Annotated in this window: 12 protein-coding genes; 6 read left to right on the top strand and 6 right to left on the bottom strand. The window is 75.1% G+C overall.

Annotated features, from left to right (window positions below):
- Nucleotides 1–15: 15 nt before the first annotated feature.
- The gene (locus ACIBHY_RS45905; RefSeq protein WP_397310024.1) at nucleotides 16–882 is read right to left on the bottom strand and encodes a GNAT family N-acetyltransferase; all 867 of its coding nucleotides are present in this window, start codon (nucleotides 880–882) and stop codon (nucleotides 16–18) included.
- Nucleotides 883–1,024: 142 nt separating this feature from the next.
- Here ACIBHY_RS45905 and ACIBHY_RS45910 point away from each other — a divergent pair, with 142 nt between their 5' ends.
- Nucleotides 1,025–1,537, top strand: coding sequence for a hypothetical protein (locus ACIBHY_RS45910; protein WP_397310025.1), 513 nt, complete (start codon nucleotides 1,025–1,027; stop codon nucleotides 1,535–1,537).
- 33 nt (nucleotides 1,538–1,570) lie between these two features.
- The gene (locus tag ACIBHY_RS45915; RefSeq protein ID WP_397310026.1) at nucleotides 1,571–2,476 is read left to right on the top strand and encodes a DUF4097 family beta strand repeat-containing protein; all 906 of its coding nucleotides are present in this window, start codon (nucleotides 1,571–1,573) and stop codon (nucleotides 2,474–2,476) included.
- Between the two features lie 369 nt (nucleotides 2,477–2,845).
- Here the strand turns inward: ACIBHY_RS45915 and ACIBHY_RS45920 are convergent, their stop codons facing one another.
- Nucleotides 2,846–4,066 carry a vanadium-dependent haloperoxidase gene (locus ACIBHY_RS45920; protein ID WP_397253036.1) on the bottom strand — a complete coding sequence of 407 codons (1,221 nt, stop codon included), beginning with the start codon at nucleotides 4,064–4,066 and terminating at the stop codon, nucleotides 2,846–2,848.
- A gap of 146 nt (nucleotides 4,067–4,212) precedes the next feature.
- Here ACIBHY_RS45920 and ACIBHY_RS45925 point away from each other — a divergent pair, with 146 nt between their 5' ends.
- Both ACIBHY_RS45925 and ACIBHY_RS45930 read left to right on the top strand, forming a co-directional pair.
- Nucleotides 4,213–4,941, top strand: coding sequence for a phytanoyl-CoA dioxygenase family protein (locus tag ACIBHY_RS45925; RefSeq protein WP_397310027.1), 729 nt, complete (start codon nucleotides 4,213–4,215; stop codon nucleotides 4,939–4,941).
- A gap of 169 nt (nucleotides 4,942–5,110) precedes the next feature.
- Nucleotides 5,111–10,651 (top strand): carboxyl transferase domain-containing protein, encoded by a 5,541-nt coding sequence (locus ACIBHY_RS45930; protein WP_397310028.1) that lies wholly within the window; start codon nucleotides 5,111–5,113, stop codon nucleotides 10,649–10,651.
- Nucleotides 10,652–10,684: 33 nt separating this feature from the next.
- On the opposite strand, the gene ACIBHY_RS45935 is transcribed toward ACIBHY_RS45930, so the two are convergent.
- Together ACIBHY_RS45935 and ACIBHY_RS45940 are read right to left on the bottom strand one after the other, a co-directional pair.
- Nucleotides 10,685–12,121, bottom strand: a complete 1,437-nt coding sequence (locus ACIBHY_RS45935) for a hypothetical protein (RefSeq protein WP_397310029.1) — start codon at nucleotides 12,119–12,121, stop codon at nucleotides 10,685–10,687.
- Nucleotides 12,118–13,008, bottom strand: coding sequence for an ABC transporter ATP-binding protein (locus ACIBHY_RS45940; RefSeq protein ID WP_397310030.1), 891 nt, complete (start codon nucleotides 13,006–13,008; stop codon nucleotides 12,118–12,120). The genes ACIBHY_RS45935 and ACIBHY_RS45940 overlap by 4 nt, the downstream gene beginning before the upstream one ends.
- Nucleotides 13,009–13,130: 122 nt before the next feature.
- On the opposite strand from ACIBHY_RS45940, the gene ACIBHY_RS45945 reads away from it, so the two are divergent.
- Both ACIBHY_RS45945 and ACIBHY_RS45950 read left to right on the top strand, forming a co-directional pair.
- Entirely contained in the window at nucleotides 13,131–14,456 is a 1,326-nt protein-coding gene (locus ACIBHY_RS45945; RefSeq protein WP_397310031.1) for a sensor histidine kinase, read from the top strand.
- Entirely contained in the window at nucleotides 14,453–15,127 is a 675-nt protein-coding gene (locus tag ACIBHY_RS45950; protein ID WP_397253024.1) for a response regulator, read from the top strand. Before ACIBHY_RS45945 ends, ACIBHY_RS45950 begins: the two co-directional genes overlap by 4 nt.
- Before the next feature lie 15 nt (nucleotides 15,128–15,142).
- On the opposite strand, the gene ACIBHY_RS45955 is transcribed toward ACIBHY_RS45950, so the two are convergent.
- Both ACIBHY_RS45955 and ACIBHY_RS45960 read right to left on the bottom strand, forming a co-directional pair.
- On the bottom strand, nucleotides 15,143–15,658 hold the full coding sequence (locus tag ACIBHY_RS45955; RefSeq protein WP_397310032.1) for an XdhC family protein: 516 nt from the start codon (nucleotides 15,656–15,658) through the stop codon (nucleotides 15,143–15,145).
- Nucleotides 15,659–15,685: 27 nt separating this feature from the next.
- The gene (locus tag ACIBHY_RS45960; RefSeq protein ID WP_397310033.1) at nucleotides 15,686–17,392 is read right to left on the bottom strand and encodes a protein kinase; all 1,707 of its coding nucleotides are present in this window, start codon (nucleotides 17,390–17,392) and stop codon (nucleotides 15,686–15,688) included.
- Nucleotides 17,393–17,454 lie beyond the last annotated feature (62 nt).

Consider the following 17,454-nt stretch of genomic DNA (forward strand, 5'->3'; position numbering starts at 1 on the left):
CTCAACAGTGGCAGGTCAGCTGGAGAGATTCAGCCGGATTTCGGTGACCTGGTAGCCGGCCCGCCGGAAGGCGGCGGCCATGGGGGCGTTGGCGAGGTCGGTGGTGGCGGTGATGCGCGCCGCGCCGTTGCCGGCGTGCAGGCGGGTGATCTCGCCGAGGATCTCATCGACGTAGCCGCGCCCGCGGTAGTGCGGCACCACGCCGAGATAGCCCACGTTGACGTGGTACGGCGTGGCCGACGGGATCGCCATGCCCGCCACCTGCCCGTCGGGGGTGTGGGCCAGACGCCACCAGTGCCGCTCCCCCGGCGCGTTGAGGTAGAAGTCCATCTCCTCGCGGGCGCTGGCGCGCGCGCCCTTGGCCGCGACGCTCGCGCGGGTCTGCGCGTCCAGGCTGCCTTCGGCGATGCGCTCGAACACGTCCAGGAACTCCTCGTCGCCGGCCTGGGCGAAGCGCAGCGCGCCGGTGGCGGCGGGCACGCCGGCCTCGGGGGTCCAGGCGAACTGCAGCCGTTCCACCTCGCGCGTGAGCCCGGCGGCGTGCGCGGCCGCGCGCCGCCAGCCCACGGCGGCCGCGGTGGCGGGCTGCTCGCGCCAGCCGCCGGCGGCCTTGACGGCGTATTGCACCGGGCCCGGGATGGACGCGAGCGCGGCGCCGATCAGCCGGGCGGCGATCGCCGTGCGCCCGGGTGCCGCCGGGTCGACGTCCAGGCAGTCCAGCGCGACCGGGTGCGGGGCGGTGGCCGGTCCCCACCACAGCGCCCGGCCCACCATGCGGCCTTCGGCGTCCTCGGCGATCCAGGTCCATTCCGGGCGGTACATGCCCGCGGCCAGGTCGTGGAGGTAGCGCTCGGCGTCGATCCAGCCGACGGGCTCGCGCACGGTCCAGGCGGTGACGCGCTCGAGGTCAGCCGGGCTTGTGGAGCTTATGGGGCGGAAAGCAATCACGTGGGCAGGTTAGCGCCCTTCTGTCCTGATGCCATTCTGGCTTGTGCTGGCGCCGGATTGGCGCCATAGTGGCGTCATGGATCTCACGTCGTACGCCGACCGGCTCCGCCGGGAGCTGGCCGTCGCCGCGCAGGGCGGCGGCGAGGAGGCGGTCGCGCTGGCCGGGCGGCTCGCCGCGCCCCTGGAGTCCTCCGTGCGGCTCATCTTGCTGGAGGCGCTGTCGGAGGCCGCCGACGAGATCACCCGCGATCTGGCGCCCGGCTCGGTGGAGGTGCGCCTGCGCCGAGGCGAGCCGGCCTTCGTCCTGACGCGCTCGCCCGCCGAGCACGCCTTCGACCGTCCCCCCGAGCAGGACGCGGAACCGCCCGCCGCCGCGGGCAAGGACGCCAGGGACGGCGGTACCGCGCGGATCAACTTCCGGCTGCCCGAGCAGCTCAAAGGCCAGATCGAGGAGGCCGCGCGGCAGGAGGGCCTGTCGGTCAACACCTGGCTCGTGCGCGCCGTCGCCGCCACGTTCGAGTCGTCCGCCCGCCGCGGCCCGCGCAGCCCCGCCGCCGGCGGGCGCCGCCACAGCGGCTGGGTCGGCTGAGCGGTCCACACCAGCATCTTCAGGAGGTTTCCCATGCCGACGTTCGACACGCCCGAGCCGATCACGGTCAGGATCGACCTGCCCGGCGGCGACGTCACCATCATCGCCGGCGACCGCGCCGACACCGTGATCGAGGTGCGGCCGGGCGACGGCGAGCAGGAGGAGGAGGTCCGGGCCGTCTACGACGGCGCCACCCTGGTGGTCTCCGCCGCGCCGCGCGACCCGGGCCTGTCCGGGGTGGTACGGCAGGCGGCCGCCACCGCCGGCAGCAAGCCCGGCTGGAGCCTGTCCGGGCTGATGCGCATGCTGGGCGAATGGGGTCAGTCCTCCCCCAGCGTGACGATCGAGGTGCCGGCCGGCTCGCACGTGCAGGGCGAGGCGATGGCCGGGGAGTTCCGCTGCATCGGCCGGCTGGGCGAGGTCCGGCTGCGTACCGACTACGGCGACATCCGCCTCGACCAGGCCGGCCCGGTCCGCCTGAGCACCGACAGTGGCGAGATCACCGTCGAGCGCGCCCACGGCCGCGCCGAGATCACCACCGGATCCGGCGAGGTCAGGATCCACGAGATCGACGGCAGCGCCGTCATCAGGAACGACGACGGCGAGTGCGCCGTCGGCGAGGTCACCGGCGACCTGCGGCTGAGCGGCGTGCACGGCGACATGCGCATCGAGCGCGCCCACGCCGGCGTCGAGGCCAAGACGGTGTACGGCAGCGTGCGGATCGGGCAGGTGAGCCGCGGCACCGTGGTCCTGACGAGCACCGGCGGCGACCTAGAGGTCGGCATCCGGCAGGGCACGGCGGCGCTGCTGGATGTGAGCACGGCCGAGGGGCGGCTGGTCAACACCCTGCAGGCCCGTGAGGGGCCGGAGGGGTTCGAGGAGACGGTCGAGATCCGCGCCCGCAGCCATGAGGGCGACATCACGATCCGCCGCGCCTGACCACCCCCTCTCGCCGCCGACCCCGCCGGCTTTCGCGGCGAACCGCGCCGGGAAAGACCGCGCGGGGGCGCGCTGTGAGGGAGGTGCACCGCGCGGGGAGGCCGTGCTCCGCCACCGGCCCGCCCGCCGGCGCGAGCGGGGCGGTGCCCGCCGCCTCGGCGGCCCTGTGCCCGTCACCGTGGAGCAGCCGCTTGCTCTTCACCGCGACAGCGGCTCCTTGCTTGCCGGTATCGCGCGTCTTTCACGGAAGCGGCGCCTGTCCCCCGGGCACGGGGAACAGGCGCCGGTAGTGGCCGGCCCTGGGGGTGGGGCCCGCCACCGGCCTTCCACCCCCGCCCCCGGCGGTGTGGCCGCCAAGGGCGGCGGAGGCTAGAAGAGCAGGCCGGGCAGGTGCAGCAGGGAGTGCAGCGCCACGCGCCGGCCCAGTTGCGCGCCGGCGTCATCGGCGTCGCGGGTGTGGATGCCCGACCAGACGCGGGCGTCCAGGTTCTCCTGGGTGAACTGCCGCCAGGAGGTGTAGGTGCGGTCGGCCCCGGGCGCCACCACGCTGGAGGCGGTGATGGGCCGGGCCGGGCGGGGACCGGTCAGCGCGGTGAGGACCTGCTCGGCGGCGCCGGCGTAGGCGGCGTGGCCGCTGACGTAGTCGGGGTGGGGCGGGGTCTCGTGCAGCGGCGTCCAGCCGGTGTGGCCGGCGGCGCGCAGCGCGGTCACCGGCCGCCAGCGCACGTGCGCGTACTTGGCGTCGGACACGGCGATCTGCGTGTCGACGGAGGCCACGTGGAAGGCGGCCACCAGCCCGGCGCGGGCGGCCAGCGGCCACGACGCCTTCTGCTCCAGCGTCCCCCGCAGCACCTGGGTGAAGATCGGCAGCGGGGTGGTGGCCCAGAACTGCGCCACCGCGGTCTGCTCGGGCGTGCGGGCGGTGGAGTCGGCGGCGCCGTAGAGGCGGACCTCCTCCATGTCGCGGCGGTAGCGCTCGGAGTCGAGGGGGTCGGGCGTGGGCCGGAACTGGCCGGCGCCGTCCAGCAGGAACGGCTTGGCCTGGCGCAGGCCGTACTGGATGGCGGGGGTGTTGGCCGGCGGGGTGGGCTGCCAGACGCCCGGCGCGCCCGGCTGCGGGTGGTAGGCGGCGTCGACCGAAGCCGGGTCCAGGCCGTCGCCGGCGCGCTCGGCCAGCAGGGCGGCGGTGGCGGCCTTGCCGGCGGCGATCCCGCGTTCCTTGGCCTGCCCGTCGGGGATGCGCGCCAGCGTGCCGGCCAGGACCGCGTCCAGCTGCGGCTTTCCGGGCGGCGCGAAGTCGAGCAGGGCCGCGTGCACGGCCGAGGCCAGCGCGGCCTGCTGGTAGGCGGCCGGGGCCAGCGGCTGGCGCACCAGCGCGCGGGTGGCCGCGGTCCATCCGATCGCCCACACGCGCGAGTTGGTCGCCGCGGCGGAGGCGCCGCCGAGCTTGACGGTCAGGGCGGAGGCGTCGTACCACTCCAGGGCGACGTCGACCGCGCTGCCGGTGCGCGCGGCCGCGGAGGTCGAGGTGAGGGTGGTCGGAAGTACGGCCAGCACGAGCACGGCCGCTATGCGGGATAAGCGCGACATCGAGCCGGTGGTCCTTTCTGTGGGAGTGCCTGGGCGTAACGCTCGTGCCGGCGCCGATCGGCGGCAACCCCTACCCGGGCCTTGGCCTGCGGCTCTGGGGTGGCGCAGGGGGTAAATCGGTGGACATGGTCGTTAGCGTGGCGGGCATGGATGTCATCGACGTGGAGCGTTTCGCCGCAGACGGTTTCGCCAAGGTGGAGGCGGTCGTCGAGCCGGAGGTGGCCGATGCGGCCCGCATGCTGCTGTGGCGCCAGATCGGCCTGTCGCCCGACGATCCGGCTTCCTGGCGCGAGCCGGTCGTGTGGGCGATGGACAACACCGGAGAGGGCCCGTACGGGCAGATCATGAGGAGCCCGCGGCTGCACGCGGCCTACGACGCCGTGGCCGGGCCGGGCGGCTGGCAGCCGCGCGGGGCGCTGGGCATGGTGCCCGTGCGCTTCCCGCATCTGCCGCCGGTCGAGGACCGCGGCTGGCACATCGACGCCAACACCCAGCGCGGCGACGGCAGCTGGGGTGTCAGCGGCCGTTCGCGGACGATGCTGCTGCTGGTGCTGCTGTCGCATGTGGGGCCGCACGACGCGCCGACGCGGGTGCGGGCGGGCTCGCACCGCGACGCCTTCGCCGTGCTGGGCGAGGACGTGCTGGACGCGATGGTGGCCGGGCCGCTGGTGGATCGGGCCAGCGCGCACCGGCCGCCGGCGTATGCGACGGGGGCGCCGGGTGATGTGTACCTGCTGCACCCGTACACGGTGCACGCCGCCGACGAGCACCGCGGCCACGAGCCCCGTTTCATGTCGCAGGGGCCCATCATGCTGACCGAGGCGGTCGACGGGCAGGGGGCGAACGTGCTGGCGCGGGCGCTGTCGGCGTCCTGATCGCCGGAGGTCTTTTGTGGGGTCTCCACAACATGGGGGCCCCACCATGCGCGATGCGGACATTGGTATACCCGGCGGTGATCGAGCAGGGTATGGGGACAGGGTGCAGGCGACGCTCCGGGTTTCGGACGTCGCCTTCTGTGCGTTACGTCTTGGGGAGGCTCAGCCGGTGTTCAGTCGTGTGGCCATCGTCAACCGGGGAGAGGCCGCGATGCGCCTCATTCACGCGGTGCGGGATCTTTCAGCGGAGACCGGGCAGCGGATCGAGACGGTCGCCCTCTACACCGACGCCGACCGCGGCGCGACCTTCGTGCGGGAGGCCGATCTGGCCGTGCCGCTGGGGCCCGCCTCGGCGCGGCCCTACCTCGACCATGCCGTGCTGGAGCGGGCGCTGGCCGAGTGCGGCGCCGACGCCGCGTGGGTGGGGTGGGGGTTCGTCGCCGAGGACCCGGCCTTCGCCGAGCTGTGCGAGAAGCTCGGCGTCACCTTCATCGGGCCCAGCGCCGAGGCGATGCGCAGGCTCGGCGACAAGATCGGCGCCAAGCTCCTGGCCGAGCAGGTGGGCGTGCCGGTGGCGCCGTGGAGCCGGGGCGAGGTCGCCACGCTGGCCGAGGCGCTGGCCGCCGGGCAGGAGATCGGCTATCCGCTGATGCTCAAGGCGAGCGCGGGCGGCGGCGGGCGCGGCATCCGCATGGTCGCCTCCAGCGAGGAGCTGACCGACGCCTACGAGCGCACCAGCCAGGAGGCGCTGCGCGCGTTCGGCTCCGGCGTCGTGTTCCTGGAGCGCCTGGTGACCGGCGCCCGGCACGTCGAGGTCCAGGTGATCGCCGACGGTCAGGGTACGGCCTGGGCGTTGGGCGTGCGCGACTGCTCGGTGCAGCGCCGCAACCAGAAGATCATCGAGGAGTCGGCCTCGCCGGTGCTGTCGGCCGCTCAGAGCGCCGAGCTGAAGGCCTCGGCCGAACGGCTGGCCGTGGCGGTCGGCTACCGGGGCGCCTGCACGGTGGAGTTCCTCTACCACCCGGGCGAGCAGCTGTTCGCCTTCCTGGAGGTCAACACCCGGCTGCAGGTGGAGCACCCGATCACCGAGGTCACCACCGGTACCGACCTGGTCCGCCTGCAGCTGCACGTGGCGGCGGGCGGGCGGCTGGAAGGCGGGCAGCCGGCCGAGATCGGGCACGCCGTCGAGGCCCGGCTCAACGCCGAAGACCCCGACCGCGATTTCGCGCCCGCGCCCGGCCGCATCGCCCGCCTGGTGCTGCCGTCGGGGCCGGGCATCCGTGTCGACACCGGCGTCAGCGAGGGCGACACCATCCCCGCCGACTTCGACTCCATGATCGCGAAGATCATCGCCTACGGCAGCGACCGCGAGCAGGCGCTGGGCCGGCTGCGCCGCGCGCTGGCCGACACCACGGTGATCATCGAGGGTGGCGCCACCAACAAGAGCTTCGTCCTGGACCTGCTGGAGCAGCCCGAGGTCATCCAGGCGCGCGCCGACACCGGCTGGATCGACCGCGTGCGCGCCGAAGGCGGCCTGGTCAGCCACCGCCACTCCGCCATCGCGCTGGCCGCCGCCGCCATCGAGGCCTACCAGGATGAGGAGGAGGTCAGCCGGCAGCGGCTGCTGTCGACCGCCCACGGCGGCCGGCCCCAGGTCCAGCACGACCCCGGCCGCCCGCTGGACCTCAAACTGCGCGGCGTCGGCTACCGGGTCAGCGTCGCCCGCGTCGGGCACAACCGCTTCCGCGTCGCCGTCTCCGGCGGCGGCCGGCCGTACCCGGCCGACGTCGAGGTCGAGCGCTTCGACGAGCACTGCGGCCAGATCGTCGTCAACGGCCGCCGCTTCCGCCTGGTCTCGGCCACCCACGGCCCCATCCACCTGGTCGAGGTCGACGGCGTCACCCACCGCGTCAGCCGCGACGAGGGCGGCGTCGTGCGCTCGCCGGCGCCCGCGCTGGTGGTGGCCACGCCGCTGGCCGTCGGCGACGAGGTCGAGGCCGGCGCGCCGCTGCTGGTGCTGGAGAGCATGAAGATGGAGACCGTGCTGCGCGCGCCCTTCCGCGCCCGCGTGCGCGAATGCCCGGTCTCGGTCGGCAGCCAGGTCGAGACCGCCGCGCCGCTCATGCGGCTCGAACCGCTGTCGGACGACGGCCCCGGCCAGGAGCAGGCCGCCGTCGCCGACGTCGAGATCGAACTGCCCGCCGAACCCGCCCCCGCCTCCCCCGCCGAACGCGTCGAGCGCGGCCTGCAGGACCTGCGCAGCCTGCTGCTCGGCTTCGACGTCGACCCGCACGACGGCCAGCGGGTCCTGTCGGCCTACCTGTCGGCGCGCGCCGAGCTCGGCGGCCGGCTGCTGGAGGGCGAGCTGAACCTGCTCACCCTGTTCGCCGACCTGTGCGAGCTCAGCCGTAACAAGCCGGGTGTCGAACTCGACGCCGAACCCGACAGCGCCGTGCACAGCCCGCGCGAGTTCTTCCACAGCTACCTGCAGAGCCTCGACGCCGAACGCGCCGGCCTCACCGAGAGCTTCCAGGCCAAGCTCGCCACCGTCCTGGCCCACTACGGCATCACCGGCCTGGACCGCACCCCGGAGCTGGAGGCCGCGGTCTTCCGGATCTTCCTGGCCCAGCAGCGCATCAGCACCGACGTCGCCATCGTCTCGGAACTGCTGCGCCAGTGGCTGGGCGGCACGCCCCCGCTGGAGTCGCTGTATGAGCGCGCCGGGCTCGGCCTGGAGCACCTGGTCGAAGCCACCCAGGTGCGCTTTCCCACCGTCTCCGACCTGGCCCGCGGCGTGGTCTTCCGCTGGTTCGCCCAGCCGTTGCTGCGCCGCAACCGCGCCAAGGTGTACGCCGCCGTCCGCGACGAGCTGCGCTACCTCGACCACAACCCCGAGGCGCCCGACCGCGCCGAGCGCATCCAGGTCATGGTCGCCAGCGCCGAGCCGCTGGTGCGCCTGATCGGCCAGCGCATGCGCCGCCCGGGACGCGAGCACGCTCCCCTGCTGGAGGTGTTGACCCGCCGCTACTACGGCAACCGCGCCCTGTCGCAGGTGGCCGTCAGCCAGGCGGGCGGCAGCCGGTTCGTCACCGCCGAGCACAGCGGCCCCAACGGGCTGGCCCGCGTGGTCACCACCGCCGTCGACATCGCCGCCCTGCCCGCCGCCGTCACCGCGCTGGCCGCCTTCACCGAACCGGACACCGAAGCAAACAGCGGCCAAGACAGCGGCCGGGCCAGCGGCCGGGAGCAGGGCGTGCGGCGCGAGCTGGTCGCCGACCTCTACCTCACCTGGGAGGACCAGCCCGACGCCGAGGCCATGGCGCAGCGGCTCGGCCGCATCCTGGCCGAGCACGCCCGCCCCCACGGCGTACGCCGCATCACCACCACCGTCGCCGGCACCGGCGGCGCCGTGATGCACCACCACTTCACCTTCCGGCCCGACGGCGCCGGCGGCTTCACCGAGGACCGGCTGATCCGCGGCCTGCACCCGCAGATCGCCCAGCGCCTGCAACTGCAGCGCCTGCGCGCCTTCGACCTGACCCGGCTGCCGTCGGCCGACGAGGAGGTCTACCTGTTCAAGGCCGTGGCCAAGAGCAACCCGGCCGACGAACGGCTCATCGCGATGGGCCAGGTCCGCGACCTGACCCCGCTGCGCGAAGCCGACGGCCGCCTGGTGGCGCTGCCCGCGGTCGAGGACGCCATCACCGCCGGCCTGGACGCCATCCGCAACATCCAGGCCCAGCGCCCCCAGAACAAGCGCTTCGACACCAACCGCATCATGATGTACGTCTGGCCCTCGACGGAGATCTCCACCGACGAGCTCAACATGCTGGTCCAGCGCATTCTGCCCACGACCGCCGGCGCGGGGCTGGAGGAGGTCCAGTTCGTGGCCCGCCAGCGCACCACATCCGGCGAGCTGGCCGAGGTGTCGGTGCGCATCACGCTCGACGCGGGCCGCGGCGCGCACGTGCACGTCGGCAAGCCCTCCACCGAGCCGCTGCAGCCGCTGGACGACTACCGCCAGAAGGTGCTGCGCGCCGCCCGCCGCGGCACCGTCTACCCCTACGAGCTGACCGGCCTGCTGGCCGGGCCGCGCGGCGCCTTCGCCGAGCACGACCTCGACGAGCACGGCGCGCTCGTGCCCGTGCGGCGCCCCCCGGGCAAGAACTCCGCCGCGCTCGTGGCCGGCGTGGTCACCACGATCACCGAGCGTCACCCCGAAGGCGTCACCCGCGTCGTCCTGCTCGGCGACCCGACCAAGGCGCTGGGCGCGCTGTCGGAGCCGGAGTGCGCGCGCGTCATCGCCGCCCTCGACCTGGCCGAGCGCATGCGGGTGCCGCTGGAGTGGTTCGCGCTGTCGGCCGGGGCGCGGATCTCGATGACCTCCGGCACCGAGAACATGGACTGGGTCGCGGCCGCGCTCAAACGCATCGTCACCTTCACCCAGGCCGGCGGCGAGATCAACATCGTGGTCGCCGGGATCACCGTCGGGGCGCAGCCGTACTGGAACGCCGAGGCGACGATGCTCATGCACACCAAGGGCATCCTGGTGATGACACCGGACTCGGCGATGGTGCTCACCGGCAAGCAGTCGCTCGACTTCTCCGGCGGGGTCTCGGCCGAGGACAACTTCGGCATCGGCGGCTACGACCGGGTGATGGGGCCCAACGGGCAGGCGCAGTACTGGGCGCCGAACCTGGCCGCCGCCCGCGAGGTGCTCATGGCGCACTACGACCACACCTACGTCGTGCCCGGGGAGAGCGGGCCGCGGCGGGCGTCCACGATCGACCCGGCCGGGCGGGACGTGCGCGCCTACCCGCACCAGATCGCCGGCAGCGACTTCACCACCGTCGGCGAGATCTTCTCCGCCGAGCACAACCCCGACCGCAAGAAGCCGTTCGACATCCGCACCGTGATGCGCGCGGTCTCCGACCAGGACCACCCGGTGCTGGAGCGGTGGGCGGGCATGGCCGACGCCGAGACCTCCGCCGTGCAGGACGCCCACATCGGCGGGTTCCCCGTCTGCCTGATCGGCATCGAGTCGCGTTCGGTGCCGCGGCGCGGCTTCCCGCCCACCGACGGCCCCGACACCTACACCGCCGGCACGCTGTTCCCGCGCTCGTCGAAGAAGACCGCGCGTGCGATCAACGCCGCCTCCGGCAACCGGCCGCTGGTGGTGCTGGCCAACCTGTCCGGCTTCGACGGCTCGCCCGAATCGATGCGCAAGCTGCAGCTGGAGTACGGCGCGGAGATCGGCCGGGCGATCGTCAACTTCGACGGCCCGATCGTGTTCTGCGTCATCTCCCGCTACCACGGCGGCGCGTTCGTGGTCTTCTCCAAGGCGCTCAACCCGAACATGACGGTGCTGGCGCTGGAGGGCTCGTTCGCCTCGGTGCTCGGTGGCGCCCCGGCGGCGGCCGTGGTCTTCTCCGGCGAGGTGAACAACCGCACCGCCACCGACCCCCGGGTCACCGAGCTGCAGGCGCGGGTCTCCGCGGCCAGCGGGGCCGAGCGGGCGGCGCTGAACGCCCAGCTGGCCGAGGTGCAGTCCGCGGTGCGGGCGGAGAAGCTCGGCGAGGTCGCCGCGGAGTTCGACCGGGTGCACAGCATCCAGCGGGCCGTCGAGGTGGGGTCGGTGGATGCCATCATCGGCGCCGCCGAGCTGCGCCCGCGCATCATCGCCGCCCTTGAGCAGGCCGCGGGACGCTGAGGGGATCAGCTGAGGGGGTTCAGCTGAAGGGGTTCACGCGTCGCCGCGGCCGAGGCGGCGCAGGCCCAGGCCGAGCGCGAGCGCGGCGTAGGCGGCCAGCACCGCCAGCCCCGCCCAGCCCGGCAGCGGGAAGGAGCCCTCCTGCGCCAGCCCGCTGCCCGGCACGTGCGGATAGGCGGGAACGCTCTGCTGGACGGCGAAGCCGGCCGCCGGGCTCACCCGCAGCAGCCACTGCCCCACCGGCGGCGGCAGCAGCGAGGTGGTGGCCAGCACGTACGGCAGGACGACGGCGGCGACGGCGGCGATGACGGCCGGGGTGGCCCGGCGCAGCCACGCGCCGAGCCCCACCGCCAGCACCGCCGTCAGCGCCACCAGCGCCGCCGTGCCGGCCAGCACCCCGGCCTCGGCGACGGGCGTGACCGGCAGGACGAGGTTGCCGTTGGCGCGCAGCAGCGGCAGGGCGACCAGCGCGCTCGCGACCAGCGCGGCCAGCGCGCCGGCGAAGCTCACCGTGCCGGCGACCACGGCCTTGGCCGCCAGCACCCGGCCGCGGCGCGGGCCGGCCAGCAGGCTGGCGGCGATCAGGCCGCGCCGGTACTCGGCGGTGACGAACACGGTGGCCACCACGATGACGGCGATGAGCGCCAGCACGACCCCGCTCAGCAGCTGCTGGAGCGTCGCGCCGCCGTGGGGGCCCAGGGGGGCGATGTCGCCGCCACCGGTCACCGTGTACACGCCCGCGGCCTCGGTCATGGCGCCCTCGCCCGACCGCGTCCACGCCCGCCCGGGAGCCTCCCCCCGAAGGGTGAGGTGGTCGAAGACGCCGGTCGCCGCCACCGGGCGGCCCCGGGCGATGACCCCGCCCAGATGGCCCCCTTCGACCGACAGTTCCTCCGGTGAGGCGACGAACATCCCCACCCGTACCCGCGGGCCGAGCCCCGCCGGCCGGACGGTGCCGAGCGTGCGCCACCGTTGGCCGTCGGCGGACTCGGCGCCGGTCACGTCCTGGCCGGTGCGGGTCAGGCGCAGCCAGCGGGGCGCCGCGCCGGGGCTGCCGGCGAGGTCCTCGGTGAAGTCGTGCTGCAGGCGCGCGCCGTGCCCGGCCGTCACCATCACCGCCGCGTACGACGCCCCCGGCCGCGTGCCGTCCTTGACCAGCAGGCCCGCCTTGGCCCACGGCGCCGCCGCGCGCAGTGAGGCCACCCGCACGGTGACGCTGCCGTCGCCGCTCAGCTCCCGGTGGACGAAGGAGGCCGTGTCCTGCACCGCCTGCCCGCCCGGCCCGATCGGCGGCGCCGGGCAGGCCACCGCGGTGTCGTTCACCCCGCAGCCGGTCGTGCTGCCCGCCGCTGTGGCCACCGCCAGGGCGAAGACGGCCAGCGGCCCGGCGGCCAGCCCCGCCGTCCAGGCGCGCACGGTGCGCAGCTTCGTCCACTCCGCCCGCACCATCCGGCCGAACGCCACGCTCACCGGGTCAGCTCCATGTAGGCCTCCTCCAGCGTGGCCCGATAGGCGACGATCTCGGTGTACGGCACGGCGGCGCCGTCCAGCACCCGCGCCACCCGCTCACGCCCGTCGAGCCCCGAGACGGTGAGCTCCTCCTGCCCGCTGACCGCCACCGTCGCGCCCGCGCCCGCCAGCGCCGCCATGGCCGCCTCCCGCGCGCCCGTGCGCACGGTGAAGCGCCCGCGCGAGGCGTCGGCGACGAGCTCGTCCACGCCCAGGTCGGCCACCACCCGCCCCCGCCCCGCCACGACCAGATGCCCGGCCGTGTCCTGCAGCCGGCTCATCAGCCGGCTCGCCACCAGCACCGCGCGCCCCTCGCCCGCCAGCTCCCGCAGCAGCCCGCCCATCCATGCGCTCTCCTGCGGGTCCAGGCCGGCGAACGGCTCGTCCAGCACCAGGATCGGCGGATCGCCCAGCAGCGCCGCCGCCAGCCCCAGCCGCTGACGCGCCCCCTGCGACAGGGCGCCCGCCCGCCGCCGGATCGCCGCCCCCAGCCCCACCAGCTCGGCCACCTCATCCACCCGCCGCGCCCCCGCGCCCTGCGCATGAGCCAGCCACAGCAGGTGGTCGCGGGCCTTGCGGCCCGGATGGAGCGCGTCCGCGTCCAGCAGCGCGCCGACGTGCCGCAACGGCTCACCCAGGCTCCGGTACGGCCGGCCGCCCACCAGCGCCCTGCCCTCCTGCGCCACGTCCAGCCCGAGCACGACCCGCAACGTCGTGGACTTGCCCGCGCCGCCGGGGCCGACGAAACCCGTGACCCGCCCCGGCCGGGCGGTGAACGACATGCCGTCCAGCGCCGCCACCGCGCCGAAACGCTTGCGCAGCCCGTCGACCTCGATACTCGCCTCCATGTCCGGCAGCGTAGGCGGCCCTGCCCGGTGGGTCGTCCCGCACACGAGCGATCTTCCCGGCCGGGGCGCCTCCCTCCCAGGAGGGATGCCGGGCACGCGGCGGGCAGGCCACAATGGCTAGCGTGAAACAGGGCGATGACCAGCGCCGACAGGGCGGCGCTGGGTGGTGGACGCGGGAACGGGCGCAGCTGGTGGCGGGCGTGGCGCTGGCGGTGCTGGCCGTGGGCGAGGCGCTGCTGCGGGTGCGTGGCCTGTCGATGGAGGGGTGGGGGTCGGTGAGCGACATCACCCCGGCCGCCACCCGCCCGCCCTCCGGCATGGGCCCGTCCGCGGAGGGCGTGGGTTCGGAGAGCGCGGCCGCTGGGAGCCTGGGGCCCGGGGGTGTGGGGCCCGGGGGCGCGGGGCCGTGGTTGTCCGGGCTGGTGCTGCCGTTGCTGGCGCTGGCCACCACCGCGCCGCTCGTGCTGCTGCGCGGGCAGCGGGTGGCGTGCGCGGCGCTGGTGAGCGCCTCGGTGGTGCTGTCGCTGCTGGCCTTCCAGACGCTGACCGCCGCCGGGGCGGGGGCGCTGCTGCTGGCCTGCTACCTGGCCGGACGGACCGGGCCCGCGGTGGCGGCCGTGGCGGTGGCGGCGCCGTACCCGGTGATGGAGCTCATCGGCACGACCGGCGCGGCCACCACCACGCACACGCTCGTGCTGGCCTGCCTGGCGCCCGCGACGGCGCTGGCCGCCATCGCCCGCCGCGCCCGCGCCGAGGCGCGCGAGCACACCGAGGCCCGGCAGGTTATCGCCGACTCGCTGCTGGAGCACACCGCGCGCGGCGAACGCGCCCGCATCGCCCGCGAACTGCACGACGTGGTCGCCCACCACATCTCCATGGTCGCCGTGCAGGCCGAGACCGCCCGCGTCAGCGTCGCCGGAATGCCGCCCGCCGGGGCGCAGCGGCTGTCGGCCATCGGTGACACCGCCCGCGCGGCGCTCACCGAGATGCGGCGGCTGCTCGGGGTGCTGCGCGAGGACGCCGGAGCGAGCACCGCGGCCCGCCGGCCCCAGCCGGGGCTCGGGCTGGGCGAACTCAACGAGCTGCTGGACGAGGCCCGCCAGGCCTCCGGCACCGGCATGCGGCTCATCCTGCGGGGCACACCGGCCGCGCTGGATCCGGGGGTGGAGCTGGCGGCGTACCGGATCATCCAGGAGGCCCTCACCAACGCGCGCCGCCACGCGCCCGGCGCCGCCGTCGACGTGCGCCTGGACTACCACGGCCAGGGCCTGCACCTGAGCGTGCGCGACAACGGCCCCGGCCCCTCCGGCGACAACATCCAGGGACGCCACGGGCTGGCCGGCATGCGCGAGCGTGCCCTCGCCGTCGGCGGACGCCTCAGCACCGGAGCCGCCCACGGCGGCGGCTTCCTCATCGAAGCCCACCTCCCGGGAAAGCAGACGCCATGAGCCAGGTCCGCATCGTGGTCGCCGACGACCATCCGGTCGTGCGCACCGGCTACGCGGAGATGCTCGGCACCCAGCCCGGCTTCACCGTGGTCGCCACCGCCGCCGACGGCGCCGAGGCGGTGCGGCTCTGCCGCGAGCACGCGCCGGACGTGGTCCTCATGGACGTGCGCATGCCCGGCATGGACGGCATCGAGGCCACCCGCCGCCTGGTCGCGGCCGGTGCGGGCCCGCGCGTGCTGATCCTGACGACGTTCGATCTCGACGAGTACGTCTACGACGCGCTGCGGGCCGGAGCCAGCGGCTTCCTGCTGAAGGACGTCACCGCCGAGCGGCTGTTCGAGGCGGTAGGCGTCATCGCGGCCGGTGACGCCCTGCTGGCCCCGGCGGTCACCCGGCGCCTGATCAGCGAGTTCGCCCAGCTACGCCCCAAGCAGGACCCGTCGGCGGCGGCGTCGCTGCGCGCGCTGACGCCGCGCGAGACCGAGGTGCTGCGCCTGCTGGCCGAGGGCCTGTCCAACCCGGAGATCGCGCTGCGCCTGACGGTCACCGAGGAAACGGTCAAAACCCACGTCAGTCGCATCCTGGCCAAACTCGGCCTGCGCGACCGCACCCAGGCCGTGGTCACCGCCTACGAAAGCGGCCTGGTCATCCCCGGCACCCGCCCCATCTAGCAGAGGCGACCGGCTCTAGAAGGCGAACCCACCCGGCCGGTCGTTGCGGTCGGCGATCAGCCCGGCCAGGGTGGCCACGGCGATCTCCGGCGGCGTCTGGGAGCCGATGTTCAGGCCGATCGGCCGGTGCACGCGGGCGATCTGCGCGTCCTGCACGCCGAGCTCACGCAGCGCTCGCACGTGCGGGCCGGTGTGGCGGGGGCTGCCCATGATGCCGATCCAGCGGGCCGGCGTCGCCAGCAGGTCGCGCAGGAGCGGGCCGATCTCCTGGCGGTGGTGGTCGGTGAGCACCACGTCGGCGGCGGCGTCGAGGTAGGGGCCGGATTCGCGCTCGGCCGGGTGGCCGGGCAGGGCGCGGGCGGGGTCGGGCTCCAGCAGGACCGTGCGGAAGCCGAGCTCGGCGCCGTAGCGCAGCAGGCATTCGGCCACCGGCGAGGCGAAGACCGCCACCAGGGTGCGCGCCTGCCGATCGGCGGGGGCCTGGCCGTGGGCGGCCTCGCACGCCGGGTCGTGGTCGTGACGGTGCGTCATGACGGCAGTCTGCGTGGTGCGGGCGCGTCATGACAAGCGGCAGGTCACCTCCTGGGCCATCCCGTTCTGCGGCTGCTCGGCGACGGCGTTGCGGCCCGGGTACTTCCATTGGCAGACCGTCGAGGCGGAGATCTTGGCGTTGGAACCGCCCATGCACCACAGGTTGGCCCAGCCGCCGGCGGCCATGCTCGCGCCCTGCGTCTTGCAGTAGGCGTGGGCGTCGTCGAGGGTGATCGGCGCCTGGGAGGGCGCGGCCGGCTCGCTGGGCGGCGCGCTGGTCGGTTTGGCCGTGGGCTTGTGCGTGGGTTTGCGGGTGGGCGCGGCGTCGGTGGGCTCGACGGGCGCCTGGGTGCGGGGCGCCTTGCGGGTGGCGCTCGGGGTGGCCCGGTGCGGGGTGCCGCTGGGCGGGGGTACGGCCTTGGCCGACTGCGAGCGTTTCGTGGCCCCGGGCGCCGGGGTGCCGTGGACGGCCGGGGTGGCGCCCACGTGGGTGGACGGCGCGGGCGTGGAAGGCGCGGGAGCGGAGGTAGGAGAGCCGGGGACGGAGGCCTTCGCGGCGGCCGGGGTGGTCAGGGCGGCGTGGTTGCCGGACGCGCCGGGCGCCAGCGCGAAGTAGCCGGTGACCGCGGCGGCCAGCAGGACGGCGCCCGCCGTACCGAGGAGCAGGCCGCGGGGGCCCCCCCCCCCCCCCGGGGGGCCCCCCCCCCGCGGGGGGGGGGGGGCCCCCGGCGCGGGGCCGCGGGTCCCCGCGGCGCCCCGCCGGCCGGCGCCCGCCGTACGGTGGCGCTGGCCGCGTCGCGCCCGCGCCCGCGGGGGCGCGACGGCCACCGGCGTCGTGGGAGGGCCCGCGGCGGCGGGAAGGCCGGGAACGTCCGGGGCGGCGAAGCCGGTGGCGGCGGTGCGGCGGACCGGGACGGTGTCCCACGCGGGCGGCGGCAGCGCCCGCAGGCGCTCGATCACCTGGGCCGCGGTGGGCCGCTGCGCGGGGTCCTTGGCCAGGCACTCGCCCAGCAGCAGGCGCAGGGGACCGTCCAGCTCGCCGAGGTCGGGGTCGCCCTGCAGGATGAGGTGCAGGATGCCCGGGATGGAGTCGCCGACGAAGGCCCGCTGGCCGGTGGCGGCGTAGACCATGGTCGCGCCCCAGGCGAAGATGTCGGCGGCCGCGCCGATGTCGCCGCCGGCGATCTGCTCGGGCGCCATGTAGGCGGGGCTGCCGATGGGCTGGCTGCTGACGACCGACTGGCTGAGGTCCAGGGCGCGGGCGATGCCGAAGTCGATGACGACGGGCCCGTCGGGTCCCAGCAGCACGTTGCCGGGCTTGAAGTCGCGGTGCACGACCCCGGCCTCGTGGATGGCGGCCAGCGCGGTCGCGGTGTTGACGGCCAGGCGTTGCAGCGCGGCGGCGCCGCGGGCGCCGTTGTCGCGCACGGAGGCCTGCAGGGACGGCCCCTGGACGTACTCGCTGACGATGTACGGCCGCGCCCCCACGAACCCGGAGTCCAGCACGTGCGCGGTGCAGAAGGGCGCCACCCGCTTGGCGGTCTCCACCTCGCGCAGGAAGCGCTGCTGTTCGCGCAGGTCGGCGATCAGATGCGGGTGCAGCAGCTTGATCGCGACCGGTGCGCCTTGGCCGGTGCGCCCGATGTAGACGGTGCCCTGGCCGCCCGCCCCCAGCCGCCCTTGCAGGCGGTAGGGCCCCACCGCCCGGGGGTCCTCGTCCAACAGGGCCAACACCTCGGGCACCAAGCCTCCAGCCAGTAACGTGGGCCAAGATCGTACCAAAGCAGGAGCGATGC

This window comes from Nonomuraea sp. NPDC050547 (assembly GCF_044457345.1).
Classification (GTDB): domain Bacteria; phylum Actinomycetota; class Actinomycetes; order Streptosporangiales; family Streptosporangiaceae; genus Nonomuraea.